This window comes from Streptomyces sp. NPDC059917 (assembly GCF_042730635.1).
In the GTDB taxonomy this organism is placed as follows: Bacteria; Actinomycetota; Actinomycetes; order Streptomycetales; family Streptomycetaceae; genus Streptomyces.
In genome coordinates this window covers 1-17,853 of record NZ_JBHWLC010000122.1, presented here as the reverse complement: position 1 = coordinate 17,853, position 17,853 = coordinate 1, and the positions used below count along the sequence as shown (strand labels likewise).

The following is a 17,853-nucleotide window of genomic DNA, read 5'->3' as shown; positions in this document are numbered from 1 at the left end:
GGCTCCGACGGTGCGACACCGTCGGAGCCCGGCTCCCGTGCGCCGCGCGGCGATCCGCCGGCGTCCGTCACGGCCCGTGGGCCCGGTCAGTCGGTCGACTCCTGGGGCGGGGCGTTGCCCGGGCCCGCGGCCGACCGCTCGCCCTCCGGGCGGGCGCCGTCCTCGGAGCCGTCGCGCCGGGGCCGTCCCCGCTCGGGGATCCGGAGGTCGGGGGCGGCCGGACCGGCGGGCGGCAGATCGGGGGTGATCGCGTCGCGCTTCACCGGTACGGGGTCCGGGAGTTCGGGTTCCGACGGGGTACGGCTCATGGCGGTCTCCTCTCAGGGGCAGGGGCAGGGGCAGGGGCGGGGGCGGGGGCGGGGGCGGGGCGGGGCGGGCACCCGTCCGGGAATCAGCGGCGCTGGAGGACGGAGTCGTCGAGCACGCCCGTACCCGGCAGGTGATGGCGAGCGGCCATCAGGGCCGCGTGGACGTCACCTGTACCGGTGGCCACGCACAGGGCGCGCTCGACGTCCCGGATCTCCCTGCGCACCGGGGAGACCCCTTCCGCGGCGTCCAGGACGGACAACGCCCAATAGCGGTCGACGAGCCCGGGGAGCACAGCCGGGTGAGCCATCAACATGCGGAGCTGCCTTTCGCCGACGAATCCCTCTGGTGGCCGCCGCCTGCCCCGAGCGTCGCCGTTGAAACCGGCGGTGGCTACAGGTGGTGCGGTGCTCCGTAGTAGCCGCCGACCTGGCGGTGGTAGTCCGCGTCACCGAGGTGCTTGTCCCTGTCGAACTCGGGGGCGTTCTTGATCTGCTCCTTGGTGCGGTCGACGTAGATCTTCTTGTCGTCCGCGTCGATGCGGATGACCGTGCCCGCGGGCAGCAGGACTTCCTTGCCGAAGATCCAGGGACCCGTGTCGACCACGATGTACGCGGAGCCGACCTCGTCGGAGTGCTTGTCGACCTTGCCGATCGCGCCGTCGGTCGCCTCGACCTTGTAACCCGTCAGGTCCTCACCGGCCAACCGGCCGGACGTCCCGCGGTAACCCCACACATTCTCCGTCATAGGAAAAACTCCTTCGGTCACGGGGAAAACGGCCAGGGGAAACACACTCCCCGGCGCCCTCCCCTTTCCGTGTCGCGCAGATGTCGGAACCGACGTTGCGCTCTGCTGTTCGCCTGCCCCGGTTCTCCCGCCTCACACGGAGGCGATGTGCCGGGCACGAGGCGGCCGTCGATCATCGGAGGTGAGCAGGTTCCGCCTGCTGCATCACGGCGACCGCCCCGGCACCCACGCGAATACCCCCGATATCCGTTTTCACCCGGTACCGCGGAACCAGGGGCCGGACGCGACGACGTGGCGGCGCCCTTTCGGACGGGCGACGAAACCGACCAGCCACAGCGGGCGCAGGCGTGGCCTAGTCTTCGCTGAGCGAAGGGGGTCGCATGTCGCGCTACACAGCCGAAGCCGAGGCGGGAATGAAGGGGATCACGTTTCGTGCCTGGCGCGGAGAGCACTACGTGACCCTGGCCGAGCTGCTGGTTCGCCTCGGCAGCTTCGGCCTGGACCTGACGTGGCGCGTCGAGTTCGACGAGATCGTCGATCCTCGCTGCGTCGAGATGGAGAGAAGGTCGGCCGACTCCGGCATGGACACGTTGACGTTGCTGTCGTTGACGACCCCCTTCCTCCAGCTGATCGACGCCGAGGCGTGTGGGTTCGCCGGGGACGAACTGGTGGTCGTCCTGACCGAGTTCGACAGTTCCTTGTGGGACGTCAGGGCTGCCGACGAGCGCGTCCTCGGCGAACTTCGCCTCCACTACCCGGATGCCGGAGCGTCACGCGACCCATCGGACACGCCCTAGTGCCGTGACCGGAAAGGTTCACCGTGTCGCGGCGCCCGGCACGGCACCTCGCCGCGTTGTCGGCCCACGCAAGTACGTCCAGTACGAGCCGCGGTCCTCCGCCTTGCGATGCACCGCACCGGACACCGCGACCCGGCAAACCTTCCCGGCCACGGCACTAGCCGTGCGGGATCAGGGCCACCGGGCTGTGGGCGTGGTGGGCCACCGCGTGGTCCGTGGGGCCCATGCCATGCAGGGGTCGGTGGTGGCGGCGGCCCACGACCAGGAGGTCGGCCCCGGCGGCCTCCTCCAGCAGGAGCTCGGTCGGATCGCCGGAGCGGGTCACGCAGGTCGTCGCCACCTGGGGGTGCCGAGCGCCGGCCGCGGCCACCGCCGCCTCCAGCGGCTCCGGGTCGGCCGGGGTGCCCCGGACCGCGTACACCGCGCGCAGCGGGAGGGCGTGCCGCGCCGCCCAGGCGTACGCGAAGTCGAGGACGGCGGTGTGGTCGCCCGCCGGGTCGATGCCGACCACGACGCCGCGTCCGTGCGGCGCGCGCTCGGCGGGCTCGCGCACCAGGACGACCGGGACCTCGGCGCGTCCCGCGACGTGCAGCGCGGTCGAGCCGAGCCGCGCCACCACGTGGCGGTCCTCGCCGCTCGCGCCGAGCACGATCAGCCCGGCCTTGGACCGGGCGGCCTCGCGCGGGATCTCGTTGCCGGGGCCGCCCTCGGCGGTGGCCGCCTCGACGGTCAGGCCCGCGTGGGCGGCCCGGATCTCGTCGGTGACGGCGGACAGTACGGTCCTGGCCGCGGACTCGCTCGCGCCGAGCACGGGCTGGAACTCCGGGGAGATCGGCTGGACGGCGGGCCAGGCCTGGCCCACGTGGAGCAGCCGGACCGGCGAGCCGGCCGCCAGTGCCTCGCGGGCGGCCCACCGGGCGGCGGCGAGGCTCCGGGACGAGCCGTCGAATCCGACGAGGACCGGCGGGGCGGGGGCGGGCTGCGGGGACGGGACGGACATCGGTGGCACCCTTCGTTCGATCGCACGGCCCCGCGTGCGCCTCGCACGCGCCCCGGCCGTTTCTCGTGGCTCTTACGACGCTACGCCTTTCACCCCCTTTGTCCCTATAAAGAAGCCCCGCATAAAGAGCCCCCCACGAAGAAGCCCCGCCCCGCCCGCCGGGGGCGGTCCACACGCTTCCGGCGCCGACCGGCACCCGGTTGCTCGGCGGCGCCCGCGGGGTCAGACCTCCGAGGTGGCGAACTTCTCGGCGAGTACCCGCTCGGCCGGGAAACCGAGCTCGACGGCGAGGCGCTCGACGGCGTCGATGAGCCCGGGGGAACCGCACACGTAGACGTCGGGCGTCGTCGACCCGTCGCGCAGCACGGCGTCCAGGTCCGCGCGGAGCACCTCGATCAGCCGCCCGGTGCGCAGCCACGGGCGCGCGTCCGCCCCTTCCTTGACGCAGAAGACCGGCTCCAGCGCGGGCAGGTCGGCGAGCAGGTCGGCGACGGCGGCCGCGGCCGGCAGCTCGTCCGGCGTGCGGCCGCTCAGGTAGAAGCGGATCGGATGCGGTTCGTCGAACTCGGCCATCCGGCGGGCCATCGACAGCATCGGCGCCACTCCCGTGCCGCCGGCGACGAACCAGCGGGGCCTGAGCCCGGTCTCCACCAGGCCGAAGGCGCCCTGCGGGCCGAGCACGTCGAGGGTGTCCCCGGGCCGCACGCGTGCGCGCAGCGGGCCGGAGAACGCGCCGTCGGGACGGGTACGGATCCAGAACTCCAGCTCGCCGTCCCAGTTGGGCGCGTTGGCGTAGGAGTACGCGCGCGGCTCCTGCGTGCCGGGCAGCCGCAGCTGTGCGAACTGGCCGGGCTCGAACTCGGCCCCGCTGCCGTGCTCCTCGTCCTCGTGCAGGCGCACCGAGAGCCGGATCAGGTCCTCGGCGAGGTGTTCCAGCGAGAGGACCTCCGCGGTGCGCTCGGCGATCTTGCCGGTCAGCACGCGGGAGCGTTCGTAGGGGAGGCTGACGGTGAGGGGGCCGCGGGGCCGGGTCCGGCAGAGCAGCGTGCCGCCCGCCCTGATCCGGTCGGCGCCCAGGGCCTGCGGACTCCACTCGTCCGTGTCGTACGCGCCGCTGGTCACGGTCGCGCAGCAGGCTCCGCACGTGCCCTTGCGGCAGAGCGCGGGCAGCAGGTGTCCGGCGTCGGCGGCGGCGTCCAGGACGCTGCGGCCGGGGGCGCAGGCCACGTCGATGACGGCTCCGTCCTGGGTGACGAGGCGCACCTCTTCGGGCCGGGCGTCCTGTGGCGCGGCGGCCGTGAGCGGGCCGGTGTCCGTGGCGGTCACCGGGCGCCGGCCAGGGCGTCGGCGAGGTCCTCCTCGGCGGTGCGGCTGGCCCGCAGCCCGAAGCGTTCGCACAGCAGGTTCCACACCGGCTCGGTGACGAAGGCGGGCAGGGTGGGGCCCGCGAGGACGTTGCGCAGGCCGAGGTGCAGGACGGTCGCGAGGATCGCCAGGGCCTTCTGCTCGAACCAGGCGAGGACGATGGTCAGCGGGAGGGAGTTGACGTCGGTGTCGAGGGCGGTGGCGAGCGTCTGGGCGACGCGGATCGCGGCGTAGGTGTCGTTGCACTGCCCGACGTCGAGGAGGCGGGGCAGTCCTCCGGGGGTGGTGCCGTGGGTGAGCTTGTTGAAGCGGTACTTGTTGCAGCCGAGGGTGAGGATCACCGACTCCTCGGGCGTGGCCCGGGCCAGCTCGGTGTAGTAGTCGCGGCCCGGGGCGGCGCCGTCGCAGCCGCCGATCAGGAACATGTGGCGGATGTCGCCGCTGTGCACGGCGTCGATCACGGTGTCCGAGATGGACAGCAGGGCCTGGCGCCCGAAGCCGATGGTGATCTCCTTGGCGGGCTCCTCGGTCCCGGGGTATCCGCGGCCGGCCTTCGCGGCGCGTATCACGGCCGCGTAGTCGTGGCCGGTGAGGTGGCGCACGCCCGGCCAGCCGACGGGGCCGGTGGTGAAGGTGCGCACCCGGTAGGCGGGCAGCGGTTCGATCAGGCAGTTGGAGGTCATCACGATCGGGCCGGGGAAGTTCGCGAAGTCCTGCTGCTGGTCCTGCCAGGCGCCGCCGATGTTCCCCGCGAGGTGCGGGTACTTCGCGAGCTCCGGGTAGGAGTGGGCGGGCAGCATCTCGCCGTGGGTGTAGACGTTGATGCCGGTGCCCTCGGTCTGGCGGAGCAGCTGCTCCAGCTCGTCGAAGCCGTGGCCGCTGACGAGGATCGCCTTGCCCGCGACGGGGGTGACCTTGACCTTGGTCGGCGCCGGGGTCCCGAAGGTGCTGGTGTTGGCGGTGTCCAGGAGGGCCATGACCTCCAGGTTGACCCGGCCGACCTCCAGGATCCGGGCGAGGATCTCCTCGGCGTCCGTCGGCTCGTCGGCGAGGTGGGACAGGGCCTCGGCCACCCCGAGGTCCACCTCGTCGCTGTGGTGGCCGAGCACCCGGGCGTGGTGGACGTAGGCGCAGACCCCCTTGACGGCGTACAGGACGAAGGCGCGCAGGCCCACGACGTCCTCGCCGACCTCGGGGCGGCCCGCGAGCACGCCGACGTCCGCGGCCTGGGCGACCATGGCGTCGATGTCGGGGGCGGGTACGAGGACGGCCGGACCGGCGAGGCACCGGGGCTCTTCCCCGGCGGCGCGGGCGGCGGCCTCGTAACCGGCCCGGACCCGGTCGCGCACGGCGACGGCGTCCTGGATGAGCCGCACGAACCGGGTGGCGGTGAAGTTGACGTTGGTGAGGGTCGAGAAGAGCGCGTACGCCAGGAAGCCGGCGGCCTCGGGGTCGGCGGCGCCCAGGGCCCGCGCCCTGGTCTCGTACTGGCCGATGCCCTTGCACAGGTGGATCAGCAGGTCCTGGAGGGCTGCGGTGACCTCGTCCTTGCCGCAGCTGCCCTTGGTGGAACAACCCGGAACGGCGCCGGTGCGGTCGGTCTGCTCGCACTGGTAACAGAACACGTGTGCCTCGATCTCTACGGTCTTCGCACCGGGGCGGGGCCGTGCCGACCGGGTCCCGGGGTCGGGCGCGAACGCGCCGACCTCTGGACGGTAGGAGCCGGGTGACGCGATTTCCTTGACTTAGATCAAAACCGGCAATATTCATATACTTCCCGACATGAAGCGGCCCGTGACCCCGACCGACCTGACCCGGATCCCGCTCTTCTCGGAGCTCGATCCGAGGGACCTGGAGCCGGTCGCCGCCGGAGCGCGGACGGTGAGCGCGGAGAAGGGGGAGACCGTCGTGGAGGCGGGCGCCGCCCACCGGTGGTTCTACTGGGTGCGCCAGGGCCAGATCCGCCTGTCGGTCTCCACCGCCTCGGCCGAGGAGAAGGTGGTGATGCTGGTCTCCCCCGGCCAGACCTTCGGGGAAGCGCTCCTCTTCACCGGCCGCCCCTACCCCGTCTCGGCGGTCGCGCTGAGCCGGGCCACGCTCGTCGCCATCCCCCACCAGCCGGTGCTCCGGCTCGCCGAGGAGGTACCGGGCTTCGCGCTGCGGATGGCCGGGGGCCTGGCCCGCCGCCTGCACGAACTGGTCGCGGACGTGGAGTCGTACGCCCTGCACAGCGGCACCGAACGGGTGCTGACCTACCTGGCGGGGCTGGCGCCCGCCGGAGCCGCGGTGCCCGCCCGGCCGGTACGGGTCCGGCTCCCCGCCGACAAGGGCACCATCGCCTCCCGGCTCAGCCTCAAGCCCGAGACCCTCTCCCGGATCCTGCGCAGGCTCGCCGACGAGGGCGTCCTGGTCGTGTCCGGCCGGGACATCACCCTGCTCAAGGAGCCCGACCCCGGCGGCGGGCTGCTCTGAGCGCGGGGGGAGACGGACCCGCGCGTACTGAGACACGGGCGCGCCCCGGTCGATACCTCCCCGACAAACCGCGCCCGTACGGTTCGGACGTACCGCCGCAGTCACGGCCCCGGCTCGCGCCGCCGTGCGGCGCCGCCCGCCCCCACGACGTTGCGAAGGCCGACACGCGCATGCCCGTACCCACCCGTCTCCGCTCCCGCCTCCTCCTGCTCGCGGCCGTCACCGGGCTCGCCCTCGTGACCGCTTGCGGCGGGCCGGACCGGCCCGAGGCCGTCGTCCACCCGGTCAGCCTCTCCCCGGAGGTCGACGCCGGGAGCACCGCCCGCTTCACCTACGACCTGGGTGACACCGCCTACGCCCCGCCCGGCTCGGACGGGCAGCTCACGGAGCTGAAGGCCGCCGTCACCTACCCGCGCGAACTGGGCGGCGGCAAGCACCCCCTGGTGATGGTGCTGCACGGTTGGGCGGACACCTGTCGGGCGGGTGACGCACCGGTGCGGCCGCAGGTGTGGCCGTGCGGCGCGAACGCCCGGCCGGTCGACAACTACCTGGGGTACTCCTACCTGGCGGACGCCCTCGCCGAGAAGGGGTACGTCGTGGTGTCGGTGTCCGCCAACGGGATCCAGGCCCACGAGAAGAAGCAGGGGAACCTGGCGCGGGCGGGGCTGCTCGACGAGCACCTGCGGATGTGGCAGCAGCTGTCCGAGGGGAAGGGGCCCCTGCGCTCGCTGTCCCGCTTCAAGGATCGGGTGGACCTGGACCGGGTCGGCACGCTGGGGCACTCCCGCGGTGGTGGCGGGGTGCTCACGGAGGTCCTGGACGGCCACGAGCGGCCGCCGGGCGTGAACGTCCGGGCCACCATGGCCTTCGCCCCCGCCATGAACGGGATCGACGCGGCGAAGGAGCGCATCAGCCGCGTCCCGGTCACCGTGGTCGCCGGATCCTGCGACGCCATGTGGGACGACAGCGCGGTCCCCCTGTCGTTGGCGGCCGGCGGTCCGCACGCCGCGCGGATCGAGCTCGAGGGGGGCAACCACAACTACTTCAACACGGTGTGGACCCCCGGCAGCGGCCCGGCCTTCGCCGCGGACGACGTCGCCCTGGACCACCGCGACTTGCCGGGCGGCCGGTGCCGGAGCACCAACGGCACGGGCGACCCCGTTCGGCTGGGGCCCGCCGAACAGCGCCGGGCCGCGATCGACGCGGCGACCGCGTTCTTCGGCACGTACCTGAAGTAGCGGGTGGCTCAGCCGGTGGTGCGCAGGGTGACGTGGGGCGCCAGGGCGGCCAGGAAGTCGGCGGCGTCGAAGACCTGACCGGCGGAGGCGACGCCCGTGGTGCGGACCCGGCCGGTGAGCACCCGGTCGAGCGCCTCGACGACGAGGGGCGCGGTGACCGCGTAGATGTCCCGGCCCTCGGCGACGACGCGGCGCTCCACGCCGTTCGCGCGGACGACGGCGTCGACGAGGAAGGTCTGGTCGGAACGGCCGAGCGCGTCGGTGGCGGCGGGGGCCGGGGTGTCGGGCGAGGCGATGTCCCGGGCGGCCTCGGCCAGCATGTGGGTGTGCACGTCGCGGATGGCGAGGTGGTCGGTGACGGTGACGACGTCGGCCATCGTGAACTCGGTGATGACGGGACGGGGGCCCAGCGGGGCGGGGAAGGGCCACTCCACGGTGGGCGCGGTGTCCGTGCGGTACTGCCAGGCGCCGTCGGCGTAGCGCAGCCGACGGTCGCCCCGGCGCTCGCGCGAGACGCTGCCGGACAGGCGCGTTCCGGCGGTGGGGTGCCAGTGGCTGAGGCCGTAGGCGATGTGCGCCTCGTCGGCCCGCGTCCAGTCGCCCATGGCGGCGGTGACGAGCAGGTCGCCGAGGCCGCCGAAGAAGGCCATGGCGGGGACGACGACCGCCCCGGCCGCGCGGGCGCGGTGGGCGTAGTGGGCGAAGGTGTCGAGGTTGGCCTCCAGCTCGGCGGCCACGTCCAGGTACGGGATGCCCGCCCGCAGCGCCGCCTCGATGACGGGGCCCGTGGTCGACGCGAAGGGACCGGCGCAGTTGATGACCGCTGCGGACCCGCTCAGGGCGAGGTCCAGCGCGGCGGGGTCGTCGACCGTGGCGGGGCTGGTCCGCAGCCCGGTCTCGGCGGCCAGCGCGTCGAGCTTGTCGCGGTCGCGGCCGGAGAGGACCGGAACGTATCCGCGGGCGACGAGCTCCGCGACCACGAAGCGACCGGTGTGGCCGTAGGCGCCGTAGACCGTGACGGTGCGGCCCGCGATGGCGCTGCCGGTCGTGGCGATGCTCGTGTCGGTGCCGTTCATGAGAGTGCTCCCCCGTTTGTCGGATGCCGTGCCGGATGCTCGCGTTCGAGAACCGGTGCGGCGTGTTGTGATCATCCTGACCCGGTTCGGTGGGGGCCGGTGAGTGGCGGAAACGACATGCCCCGTACAGTTTCGGACGTGCACCACGTCGCGATGGCCGTCACGGACGGCATGCTCCCCTTCGAACTGTCCCTGGCCTGCGAGGTCTTCGGGTCGGACCTGACGCATCTGGTCGATCCGTGGTACCGGTTCACGCTCTGCGGGCCGGGCCCGGTGACGATCGGCCGGTTCCGGCTGGAGCCCGATGCCGGGCTGGAGGCGCTGGCGGCGGCCGACACCGTGATCGTGCCGGGCTGGGCCGACCTCGACCGGGATCCGCCGGCCGCGCTCGTGGACGCCGTCCGCACCGCGCACGCGGCCGGAGCCCGCGTGGCCTCCCTGTGCACGGGTGCGTTCGTGCTGGCGGCGGCGGGGTTGTTGGACGGGTGGCGGGCCACCACGCACTGGGCGCACACGAGCGAGTTGGCACGGCGCCATCCCCGGGTCACGGTGGACCCCGACGTGCTCTACGTCGACAACGGCAGCGTGCTGACCTCGGCGGGGAAGGCCGCCGCGATGGACCTGTGCCTGCACCTGGTGCGCCTGGACCACGGAACCAGGGTCGCGAACGTCGTCGCGCGGCGTCTGGTGGTGCCGCCGCACCGCGAGGGCGGGCAGGCCCAGTTCGTCACCACGCCCGTGCCCGAGCCGGGCAACCATCCGTTGGCCGAGCTGCTGCCGTGGATCCTCCAGCGCCTCGACGAACCGCTGACCGTGGAGCACCTCGCGCAGCGGGCCGGTATGAGCTCGCGCCACCTGGCCCGGCACTTCAAGGCCGTCACCGGGACCACGCCGCTCCAGTGGCTGCTGGCGCAACGGATCCGGCACGCGCAGGAGTTGCTGGAGGGTACGGACGCCACCGTGGACACGATCGCCGCGGCCACCGGCATGGGCACCGCGACCACCCTGCGCCGGCACTTCAGCCGCACGGTCGGAGTGCCGCCGGACACCTACCGGCGCACCTTCCGCCGCTACGAAGCCCCCTGACGGCTCTGACGGCTCTGACGGCCCTGACGGCCCGGGCTCGCGGGCGGGGGTGCAGACTGCGGGCATGGAACAGCACGGCGAGCACCACATGTACGACCTGGTCGGCGCGCTCGTTCGGGCCGGGAGCAGCTTCAAGCCCCGGCCCGGCGGTTGGAGCAGCGAGCCGTTCTGGCCGACGAAGGCCGATCAGGTGTGCCACCTGGAGTCGCCGATCGACTTCGCGGTGGCCCGGGCCGTACCGGGGCAACCGGAGGAGCTCGAGTTCGACGAGGACTCCGACACGATCTCCTGCCGGGCGTGCTGGATGACGATCACGGGTGCGGACCATCGCCCCGAGTGGGAGCGGGTCCGCCCGCGCTGAGGGCCCGGCCGGGGTCTCACACCCGCGTACCGTGCTCGGGGTCCGGCGGGAGGACGTCCTCCTCGCGGAGCATCGTGATCAGGTGGATGCCGTCGTCGTCCGGCTCGGGGGCGCGGGCGCCGTGGTCCGGGACCGGGGCACCGGCCAGGTCGCCGTCCGACTTCTCGATCAGGAAGCGCTCGCGGTAGGCGTCCCGTGCCGAGACGGCGACGCGATCGATGAGCAGGTAGCTGAGGCCCGCGCCGACGGCCATGCCGGCGACCGGCACGAACTGCCCGAGCTTCTTCTTCGGGAGCTGCTGCGCGAACTTCGCCGCGAAGCGCTGGGCGATCCTGGTGAGGACCTTCTCGTTCAGCTTCGCCCACGGAGCGTTGCGCACGAGCAGCTGGGTGAGCTGGGAGAGTTCGGCGTACGCGGCCGCCTTCGCCGACGTGCTCGTGGACATGCCGAGGGCGATCACGGACATCACGAAGACCTCTTCTTCGGGGTCGTTCGGGTCGTAGCCGTAGTAGAGGGCCGTCGAGGCGACCACCCGCGTGGCGAGGGCCAGCATCATCGCGGTGTCCGCGGCCATCGCACCGGCCACGGTGCCGATTCCGGGTGCGGCGCCCGCGCCCGCGCCCGCGATCGTCCCCGCACCGGCGAGCACCTCGCCGCCCGTCACCGCCGCGGCCGATCCCAGGCCCGTCGCCGCTGCCGAGAGCGCGTGGCCGTACCGCACCGCGTTGTGCCGCGCGACCTCGTCCACGACCTCCAGGTCGAGTTCGCGTATCCCGCCCAGCCCGGCGGTGTCGTGTCCGGCCCGCCGGTACTGCTCGACCACGCGCTTCTTGCTCACGGTCCGGCTCGCGGTACCGCTCACGGCCTTGCCGAGGCCCCTCGCCGCCCCGCCGTAGGCGGCGACCACCTTGTCGGCGCCCGGGGCGTTGCGCGCCTTCTGGCCGAGCGCGGCCAGCCGTTCGCGGGCCGACTGCGGAAGGATCTTCCTCGCCTGCTTGTCGAGGGAGGCCGCCTTGCGCTGCTGGAGCCGGTCCCACTCCCGTTGTTCGTAAGCGGAGAGAGTCATGTGGTCGCCTCGGTATCGAAGTGCTCGGAAGCAGTTCCGCGCGGTCGCGGCCACGGGTCGGCGCCGCTGGACGGGGAACTCCTGGCAGGACCCTACGTGTTCGAGGCGGTGGGCGGCGCCGTGGCGGCCGAGATCCGCGCCGATGCCGTCCCGGGCACTGCTACCCCTGTGCCTGCCGACCGGCGGGCGGGCTCGTTCCGAAGGCCGGGACGGCCACGGATTGCGGCCCGCAGCGCACCGGGAAACCGGGCTCCTCGGGCCGCGGGCCGACCGGGCTGTTCTCGTGCACGCTGACGACCACCCTGTCCGGCGGGATGTCCCCGCGGGTCTTGGCGTGCGCCAGGGTGCAGACCAGCTGGCTCAGCGCGATGTTGTCCAGCTCCCCGGTCGAGACCGACAGGGGCACGTAGAGGTCGATCCCGCCGTCCGTGGCGAAGGCGCTCGGCTGGCGCGGCAACAGGGGGACGCGGTTGCTCAGGCCCCGGGCGCGCTCCCCCTCCGTCGGCCCCTCCAGGAGGAGGTTGAGGGCCTGCTGCGGGGTGGCGGGCCCGTTGGTGGGACGCGAGGTCTGGCGGATCCCGTACGGACTGGCGAAGTACAGCTGCACGCTCCGGGTCCCGCCCGGCCGCTGCGGGACACCGGTGGCGGGGCCGCCCGCGCGGACCGGGCCGGTGGAGCTGATGCCGCAACCGGAGAGGGCGGCCGACCCGGCCACCAGCAGCGCGCCCGCGACCACCGCCGCACCCGCGCGGGCCCGGACGGTACGGCGCGTCACGACGGCTCCTCGGGCTCGGGGCGGCCGGGGTCAGCGGCGGCCGTGCGGGGGTCGGGCGCGGTACCGGCCAGCGGGAGGGTCAGGGTGAACACCGCGCCCGCCGTCGGCCCGGGGGCGTTGGCCGCGGTGAGGGCGCCGCCGTGCAGGCGGACGTTCTCCGCGGCGATGGCCAGTCCCAGGCCGCTGCCCTCGGAGCGCGCCCGGGCCGAGTCCGCCTTGAAGAAGCGGTCGAAGACGTGCGGCAGGGCCGCCCGATCGATGCCGGGGCCCGCGTCCGTGACGGTCAGGACCGCGGTGGCGTGCCGCCCGCAGGTCCGGCCGCGCACGGTCACCGGTGGGCGGCCGTGGTGCAGGGCGTTGCCGACGAGGTTGGCGAGGACCACGTCGATCCGGCGGGTGTCGATCCGGACGGGCAGCGGCCCGGGCAGGTCGAGGACGATCCGTGGATCGCCCTGCCAGCCGCGCAGCCGCAGGGTGGTGGCCAGTGCGGTGCGCAAGTCGCTCTCCTCGGCGTGCAGTTCGGCGCGGCCCGCATCGAAGCGGGCCACCTCCATCAGGTCCTCGACGGTACGGGCCAGCCGCCGGGTCCCGGAGGCGACGAGGGCGGCCGCGTCGGCCGAGTCCGGTGGCAGCGCGCCCGAGGCCGCGTCCTCGTCGAGGACGTCGGTGACGGCGGTCATCGCGGCGAGCGGGGTGCGCAGTTCGTGGGCGACGTCTGCGGCGAACCTGCGGGCGTTCTCCTCCAGGCGCCGCAGTTCCGCATCGTCGCGCTGGAGTTTGGCGGCCATGGTGTTGAAGGTGGCGGTGAGCGCGGCCAGTTCGTCGTTGCCGGTGACGTCGAGCCGGGTGTCGAGGTGTCCCCGCGCCACCTGCTGGGCGCCGCGCCGCAGGCGGCGTACGGGCAGCAGGACCCGGCGGGCGGCCAGCAGGGCCGGTACGAGCGCCAGGGCGAGGGCGGGGACGATGCCCACCTCGGCGGCCGTGACCAGCGCCGAGATGTCGGACGCCTCCTTGTCGAGCGGGAACACGGCGAAGACCCTGAGCCCCGTGGGCGTCGGGTCCCGGCCCTCCTCGGTGGCCGCCAGCGGGACGGCGACCGCGAGCCAGGGCCTGCCGTCGTGCGCGAAGCGCTGGTAGGCGGAGCCGGTACCCGCGCGCACGGCGTCCACGAGGGCGGGCGGCACCCCGGGCGCGACCGGCGGCCGCGCCGCGGGGCTGCTCCCGGGCGCCCGGGTCCCGTCGGGAGCGGGGGTCGGGAGGTGGCCCTGGGCGGACACCGGGGCGGCGTCCCCCAGCACGGCGCTGGTGGTCCAGCCGCGCGATCCGCCCGCCAGGTCGAGTTGGAGGGTGAGGGTGCGCAGGTCCGCGGCGCTCGGCGGCATCGACAGGTCGGGGGCGAGGGAGGTCAGCTGGGTCCGCAGGTCCCGTACGGCCGCGCTCTGGGTCCGCTCCAGCGTGGTGGCCCGGGCTTCCTGGAAGGTGAGGACGGCGGTGAGCAGCGAACCGAAGGCGGTGGCGAGCAGGAAGGCCACCACCAGCCGGGCGCGCAGTCCGGTGGCCCACGCCGTCCGCCGACGGCGGCTCACCGGGGCCGCGCCGACGGGATCCGGCTGCCGCTTCGGGCCGCCGTGCCCCCCGCGGCGGCAGCCGTGCACGCGGCGCCGCGGGTCACAGCGGCCCGAAGCGGTAGCCGAACCCTCGGACGGTCTGGATCATGACCGGTCGGCGCGGGTCGTCCTCGATCCGGCCGCGCAGCCGCAGCACGCAGGCGTCCACGAGGCGCACGTCGCCGTGGAAGGTGTACTCCCAGACCCGTTCCAGGAGTTCCTGGCGGGTGTAGACCCGGCCGGGGTGGTCGGTGAGGAAGAACAGGAGCTTCAGCTCGGCCGGGGCGAGGGAGATCTCGCCGCCGTTCTTGAACACCATCAGGGCGGCCCGGTCGATGGTGAGCGGCCCGTGCTCCTGCGGCCCTTCGGGTCGGGTCGGGCTCGCCCCGGCCTCCGGGTCCGCGGGGGCGACCCGGCGCAGCACGGCGCGCATGCGGGCCTCCAGCAATTCGCCGCTGGCGGGTTTGACGAGGTAGTCGTCGGCGCCCGCCTCCAGGCCGATGATCATGTCCATCTCCTCCCCCCGCGCGGAGAGGATGACGATCGGCACCTGCGAGAGCGCCCGGATCCGGCGGCACACCTCCAGCCCGCTGATGCCGGGCAGCATGAGGTCGAGCAGCACCAGGTCGGGACCGAAGTCCTCCAGCGCGAACAGTCCGTCCTCGCCGGTGGCGGTGCACTCGGCCTCGTGCCCGCGGCGACGCAGCGCGAGCATGACGCCCCTACGGATCGCCGGGTCGTCCTCGATGAGCAAAACGCGAGCCATGGATCCTTCCGGGCATTTGGGGAACTGCGGCCATTCTCGCTGATCCCGGGCGAGGAAAACATGACGGCACCATGATGACGGGTCGACCCGTGGTCCGTGACGGGACGATGACGAGCCCCGAAATCGGCTCCGGCGGCTGTTTGGCTGATCCGTATGAACCCCACCGAACACCTCGTTCCCGCCCCTCGTACGGCCCGTTCGGGCCCGCGCCGGGCGACCGCGCTCTGCGCCGCGGCCCTCCTCGGCGCCCTCGCCCTCACCGCGTGCGGCAACGGATCCGGGAGCACGACCGACGCCGCCACCGGGGCGGACGCCGCGCAGCAGGACGGGTCCGCGTCGGCCCCCGCGACCGGCACCGGCACCGGCACGCAGAAGAAGCCCGCGAAGCTCCTCTGGATGGGCGACTCCATCGCCGTCGGCGAGGCCCTGCCCGTGACGGCCGCCCTGAAGTCCTCCGGCATCGCCGTCACCTCCATGGCCTCGGACGGCGGAGGCGGCGTCCTCGGCCCGAGCGAACTCAGCGCGTCCACCTGGAAGACCCTCGCCGACCAACTGAAGTCCCAGCGCCCCGACACCGTCGCCTACCAGATCACCACCTACGACTGGGGCAGCCCGCAGGAGCAGCGCCAGGGCTACGAGAAGCTGATCACCACCGTCAAGGCCGCCGGAGCGCACCTGGTGCTGGTCACCGCTCCGCCCTTCGACACCTCCGGCTTCTACGCCGACCACAAGGCCGACATCGCGTCCGCCCCGGCGGCGGCGAAGGCCGCGGCGGCCGCCCACCCCGCCGACGCGTCCTTCCTCGACGCCTCCGCCCTCTGGGGCGCCGATGCCACCGCGCCGCAGGCGCAGCGCTCCGCCGACAGGACCCACTCCTGTCAGCAGGGGACCGCGAAGTTCGCGCAGTGGTTCAGCACGGAGCTGGGGAAGCTGACCGGCTTCTCCCCCGCCGACCCCAAGGGCTGGGCCAACGGCGAGTGGACGAAGTCCGACGTGTTCTCGAAGCTGAACTGCTCCTGACGTGCCGCCCACGCAGTCGGCCCGGGCCCAGGCACCGGCCCGGGCATCGGCCCCGGCCCGCCCGCACCGCCGATCGGCCGGGCCGCGGCCGCACGACGCCGCCCGGCGTGCCCACCTCCCGCCCCTGGACGGTCTGCGCGGCCTGGCGGTCCTCGGGGTGCTCCTCTTCCACCTCGGCGACCTCCCCGGCGGGTTCCTCGGCGTCGACCTGTTCTTCGTCCTGTCCGGGTTCCTGATCACCGGGCTGCTGCTGCGCGAGGCCGCGGCGAACGACGGACGGATCTCGCTCGCCGCCTTCTGGGGCCGCCGGGCCCGCCGGCTGCTGCCCGCCCTGGCGGCGGCCCTGGCGGGGACCCTCGTCCTGACCGTCCTGCTGGGCAGTCCCGCCATGATCCGGTTCGCCCGGCAGGACGCCCCGTGGGTCGTGGCGAACCTCGCGAACTGGCACTTCGTCGCCGAACAGGTCGGCTACTTCCAGGCGACCCCGACCCGGGTGTTCACGCACCTGTGGAGCATCGCCGTGGAGGAGCAGTTCTACCTCCTGTGGCCGCCGTTGACGCTGCTCCTCCTGCGGGCGGGCCGCGGCGCGGGCGGCGCCCGGGCCCTCGGCCCCCGGGCGTTGGCCGCCGTCGCCGCCCTCGGCGCGGTGGCCTCGGCGGCCCTGATGGCCCTGCTGCTCAACCCCGCGGACACCACCCGGGTCTACGAGGGCACCGACACCCGTGCCTTCGCACTGCTGCTCGGCGCGCTCGCGGCCACCCCTGTCGTGCGCGACCGGGTGGCCCGGCTGTCCGAGCGGGCCGCGGGGCGGCTCGCGCTGGTCCCGGCGGTCCTGCTCGCGGCCGCTTGGGCCCTGGTGCCGGGCACCGGGCAGGTCTTCCTCTTCCAGGGCGGGCTGCTGCTCCACTCGGCCGCCGCCGCCGCGCTGATCGGCCTGCTCGCGCGCGCCCCGGGGACCCCTGTGGGCCGCGTGCTGGGCCTGCACCCGCTGACCGCGCTGGGCGGGCTCTCGTACGGGCTCTACCTGTGGCACTGGCCGCTGATCCTGCTGCTGGACCAGGCGGGTGCGCTGCCCGGTTGGTCCCGGACGCCCTGTCTGGTCGCCCTGTCCATCGCGGTGGCGGCGCTCTCGAAGACCTTGCTGGAGGACCCGGTCCGCTACCGCGCCCGCTGGGCGCACGGCCGCGCCGGAGCCCTCGCCGTGGTGGCCACCCTGGCCGCGCTGACCGCCCTGTGGCTGGCGCTCCCCCTCCTGTCCCCCGCCGCCTCGGACACGCCTGCGGGCCCGACCGTGGACATCACCCAGCTCGGCGCCCGGGCGGGGGGTTAGGACCGGAAGGGTTCACCGTCACGGACCGGTCACAAGGGCCCCACCCCGGGGCCGTCCCGGCGAACATGGCGCAATGCGTACACAGCACACCATCGCCCTGCTCGCGGCGGCCGCCGCCCTCACCCTCACGGCCTGCGGTCCGCATGCCGGGTCGGGCTCGGACAAGCCCGGCGCGAGCACGGCGCCCTCCGCGCCGCCCGCGTCCGCGCGCCACACACCGGCGCCGAAGGCCTCGGCCGCGCTGCCCCTCCTCGTCGGCAAGGGACTCCAAACGGCCCAGGACGAGGCCCAGGCCGCCGGGTTCTCGCGCTTGAAGTCCCACGACGCGCTCGGACGCGACCGGCTCCAGGCCCTCGATCGGAACTGGAAGGTGTGCTCGCAGACCCCCGCCGCCGGTGCGGGGGTCGACACGGGCACGACCGTCGACCTCGGCGCGGTCAAGCTCGAAGAGACCTGCCCCGCCACCGACTCCCCGGCTCCGAAGCCCGCCGGGGACACCATGCCGGACTTCGTCGGCAAGGGCATGAAGGCCGTGCGCGCCGCCCTGCCCGCGAACGCGAGCATCACCGTGAAGGACGCGGTGCAGAGCCGCATGGTCCTCCAGGAGTCGAACTGGAAGGTGTGCACCCAGGATCCGAAGGCGGGAGCCGCCCTGACCGGGCAGCCCGTCGCCTTCACCGTGGCCAAGACCGACGAGACCTGCCCCTGAGAACGGCGCCGGCGGGTCAGGCGGTGAGGGCGCGGGACCTCGAGCAGGTGCACCGGGCGTCGCCCCCGAACAGCGGCGGGGGGGGGCCCACCCACGGGGGGGCCCCCCCCCCCGCCCGGGGGGGGCACCCCG

At 74.0% G+C, this 17,853-nt stretch carries 19 protein-coding genes; 8 read left to right on the top strand and 11 right to left on the bottom strand.

Annotated features, from left to right (window positions below):
• Positions 1–86 precede the first annotated feature (86 nt).
• From ACFWAR_RS37140 to ACFWAR_RS37130, 3 genes are all read right to left on the bottom strand, one after another.
• Entirely contained in the window at positions 87–308 is a 222-nt protein-coding gene (locus ACFWAR_RS37140) for a hypothetical protein (RefSeq protein WP_385787454.1), read from the bottom strand.
• 83 nt (positions 309–391) lie between these two features.
• Positions 392–622 carry a DUF5133 domain-containing protein gene (locus ACFWAR_RS37135; protein ID WP_385787451.1) on the bottom strand — a complete coding sequence of 77 codons (231 nt, stop codon included), beginning with the start codon at positions 620–622 and terminating at the stop codon, positions 392–394.
• Positions 623–699: 77 nt separating this feature from the next.
• Positions 700–1,053 carry a PRC-barrel domain-containing protein gene (locus ACFWAR_RS37130; RefSeq protein ID WP_385787448.1) on the bottom strand — a complete coding sequence of 118 codons (354 nt, stop codon included), beginning with the start codon at positions 1,051–1,053 and terminating at the stop codon, positions 700–702.
• A 380-nt stretch (positions 1,054–1,433) separates the two neighbouring features.
• On the opposite strand from ACFWAR_RS37130, the gene ACFWAR_RS37125 reads away from it, so the two are divergent.
• Positions 1,434–1,850: a hypothetical protein gene (locus tag ACFWAR_RS37125; protein ID WP_385787445.1), complete on the top strand. Its 417-nt coding sequence runs from the start codon at positions 1,434–1,436 to the stop codon at positions 1,848–1,850.
• Positions 1,851–2,007: 157 nt separating this feature from the next.
• Here ACFWAR_RS37125 and ACFWAR_RS37120 read toward each other — a convergent pair whose 3' ends face one another.
• The 3 genes from ACFWAR_RS37120 to hcp all read right to left on the bottom strand — a co-directional run bounded on the left by ACFWAR_RS37120 (position 2,008) and on the right by hcp (position 5,840).
• Positions 2,008–2,850 carry a universal stress protein gene (locus tag ACFWAR_RS37120; RefSeq protein ID WP_385787442.1) on the bottom strand — a complete coding sequence of 281 codons (843 nt, stop codon included), beginning with the start codon at positions 2,848–2,850 and terminating at the stop codon, positions 2,008–2,010.
• A gap of 222 nt (positions 2,851–3,072) precedes the next feature.
• On the bottom strand, positions 3,073–4,176 hold the full coding sequence (locus ACFWAR_RS37115) for a 2Fe-2S iron-sulfur cluster-binding protein (RefSeq protein WP_385787439.1): 1,104 nt from the start codon (positions 4,174–4,176) through the stop codon (positions 3,073–3,075).
• Positions 4,173–5,840 (bottom strand): hydroxylamine reductase, encoded by a 1,668-nt coding sequence (gene hcp / locus ACFWAR_RS37110; protein ID WP_385787437.1) that lies wholly within the window; start codon positions 5,838–5,840, stop codon positions 4,173–4,175. Before hcp ends, ACFWAR_RS37115 begins: the two co-directional genes overlap by 4 nt.
• 157 nt (positions 5,841–5,997) lie before the next feature.
• On the opposite strand from hcp, the gene ACFWAR_RS37105 reads away from it, so the two are divergent.
• Together ACFWAR_RS37105 and ACFWAR_RS37100 are read left to right on the top strand one after the other, a co-directional pair.
• The gene (locus tag ACFWAR_RS37105; RefSeq protein WP_385787435.1) at positions 5,998–6,687 is read left to right on the top strand and encodes a Crp/Fnr family transcriptional regulator; all 690 of its coding nucleotides are present in this window, start codon (positions 5,998–6,000) and stop codon (positions 6,685–6,687) included.
• A 170-nt stretch (positions 6,688–6,857) separates the two neighbouring features.
• Complete coding sequence (locus ACFWAR_RS37100) at positions 6,858–7,925, top strand: alpha/beta hydrolase (protein ID WP_385787432.1); 1,068 nt, start codon at positions 6,858–6,860, stop codon at positions 7,923–7,925.
• 8 nt (positions 7,926–7,933) lie between these two features.
• Here the strand turns inward: ACFWAR_RS37100 and ACFWAR_RS37095 are convergent, their stop codons facing one another.
• The gene (locus ACFWAR_RS37095; RefSeq protein WP_385787430.1) at positions 7,934–9,001 is read right to left on the bottom strand and encodes a saccharopine dehydrogenase NADP-binding domain-containing protein; all 1,068 of its coding nucleotides are present in this window, start codon (positions 8,999–9,001) and stop codon (positions 7,934–7,936) included.
• A gap of 138 nt (positions 9,002–9,139) precedes the next feature.
• On the opposite strand from ACFWAR_RS37095, the gene ACFWAR_RS37090 reads away from it, so the two are divergent.
• Entirely contained in the window at positions 9,140–10,087 is a 948-nt protein-coding gene (locus tag ACFWAR_RS37090; protein ID WP_385787457.1) for a helix-turn-helix domain-containing protein, read from the top strand.
• Between the two features lie 64 nt (positions 10,088–10,151).
• Entirely contained in the window at positions 10,152–10,448 is a 297-nt protein-coding gene (locus ACFWAR_RS37085) for a hypothetical protein (protein WP_385787427.1), read from the top strand.
• 16 nt (positions 10,449–10,464) lie between these two features.
• On the opposite strand, the gene ACFWAR_RS37080 is transcribed toward ACFWAR_RS37085, so the two are convergent.
• The 4 genes from ACFWAR_RS37080 to ACFWAR_RS37065 form a co-directional block, all read right to left on the bottom strand.
• Positions 10,465–11,514: an EcsC family protein gene (locus ACFWAR_RS37080; protein WP_385787423.1), complete on the bottom strand. Its 1,050-nt coding sequence runs from the start codon at positions 11,512–11,514 to the stop codon at positions 10,465–10,467.
• 160 nt (positions 11,515–11,674) lie between these two features.
• A complete protein-coding gene (locus ACFWAR_RS37075) occupies positions 11,675–12,289 on the bottom strand; it encodes a hypothetical protein (protein ID WP_385787420.1) in 615 nt (204 codons plus the stop codon).
• Positions 12,286–13,875 (bottom strand): ATP-binding protein, encoded by a 1,590-nt coding sequence (locus tag ACFWAR_RS37070; RefSeq protein ID WP_385787417.1) that lies wholly within the window; start codon positions 13,873–13,875, stop codon positions 12,286–12,288. Before ACFWAR_RS37070 ends, ACFWAR_RS37075 begins: the two co-directional genes overlap by 4 nt.
• 82 nt (positions 13,876–13,957) lie before the next feature.
• On the bottom strand, positions 13,958–14,662 hold the full coding sequence (locus ACFWAR_RS37065) for a response regulator (RefSeq protein WP_385787414.1): 705 nt from the start codon (positions 14,660–14,662) through the stop codon (positions 13,958–13,960).
• A gap of 153 nt (positions 14,663–14,815) precedes the next feature.
• Between ACFWAR_RS37065 and ACFWAR_RS37060 the strand changes: the two genes are divergently transcribed.
• The 3 genes from ACFWAR_RS37060 to ACFWAR_RS37050 all read left to right on the top strand — a co-directional run bounded on the left by ACFWAR_RS37060 (position 14,816) and on the right by ACFWAR_RS37050 (position 17,721).
• Complete coding sequence (locus tag ACFWAR_RS37060) at positions 14,816–15,682, top strand: SGNH/GDSL hydrolase family protein (protein WP_385787411.1); 867 nt, start codon at positions 14,816–14,818, stop codon at positions 15,680–15,682.
• Position 15,683: 1 nt separating this feature from the next.
• A complete protein-coding gene (locus tag ACFWAR_RS37055) occupies positions 15,684–17,012 on the top strand; it encodes an acyltransferase family protein (protein WP_385787408.1) in 1,329 nt (442 codons plus the stop codon).
• 73 nt (positions 17,013–17,085) lie between these two features.
• Positions 17,086–17,721, top strand: a complete 636-nt coding sequence (locus ACFWAR_RS37050; RefSeq protein WP_385787406.1) for a hypothetical protein — start codon at positions 17,086–17,088, stop codon at positions 17,719–17,721.
• Positions 17,722–17,853 lie beyond the last annotated feature (132 nt).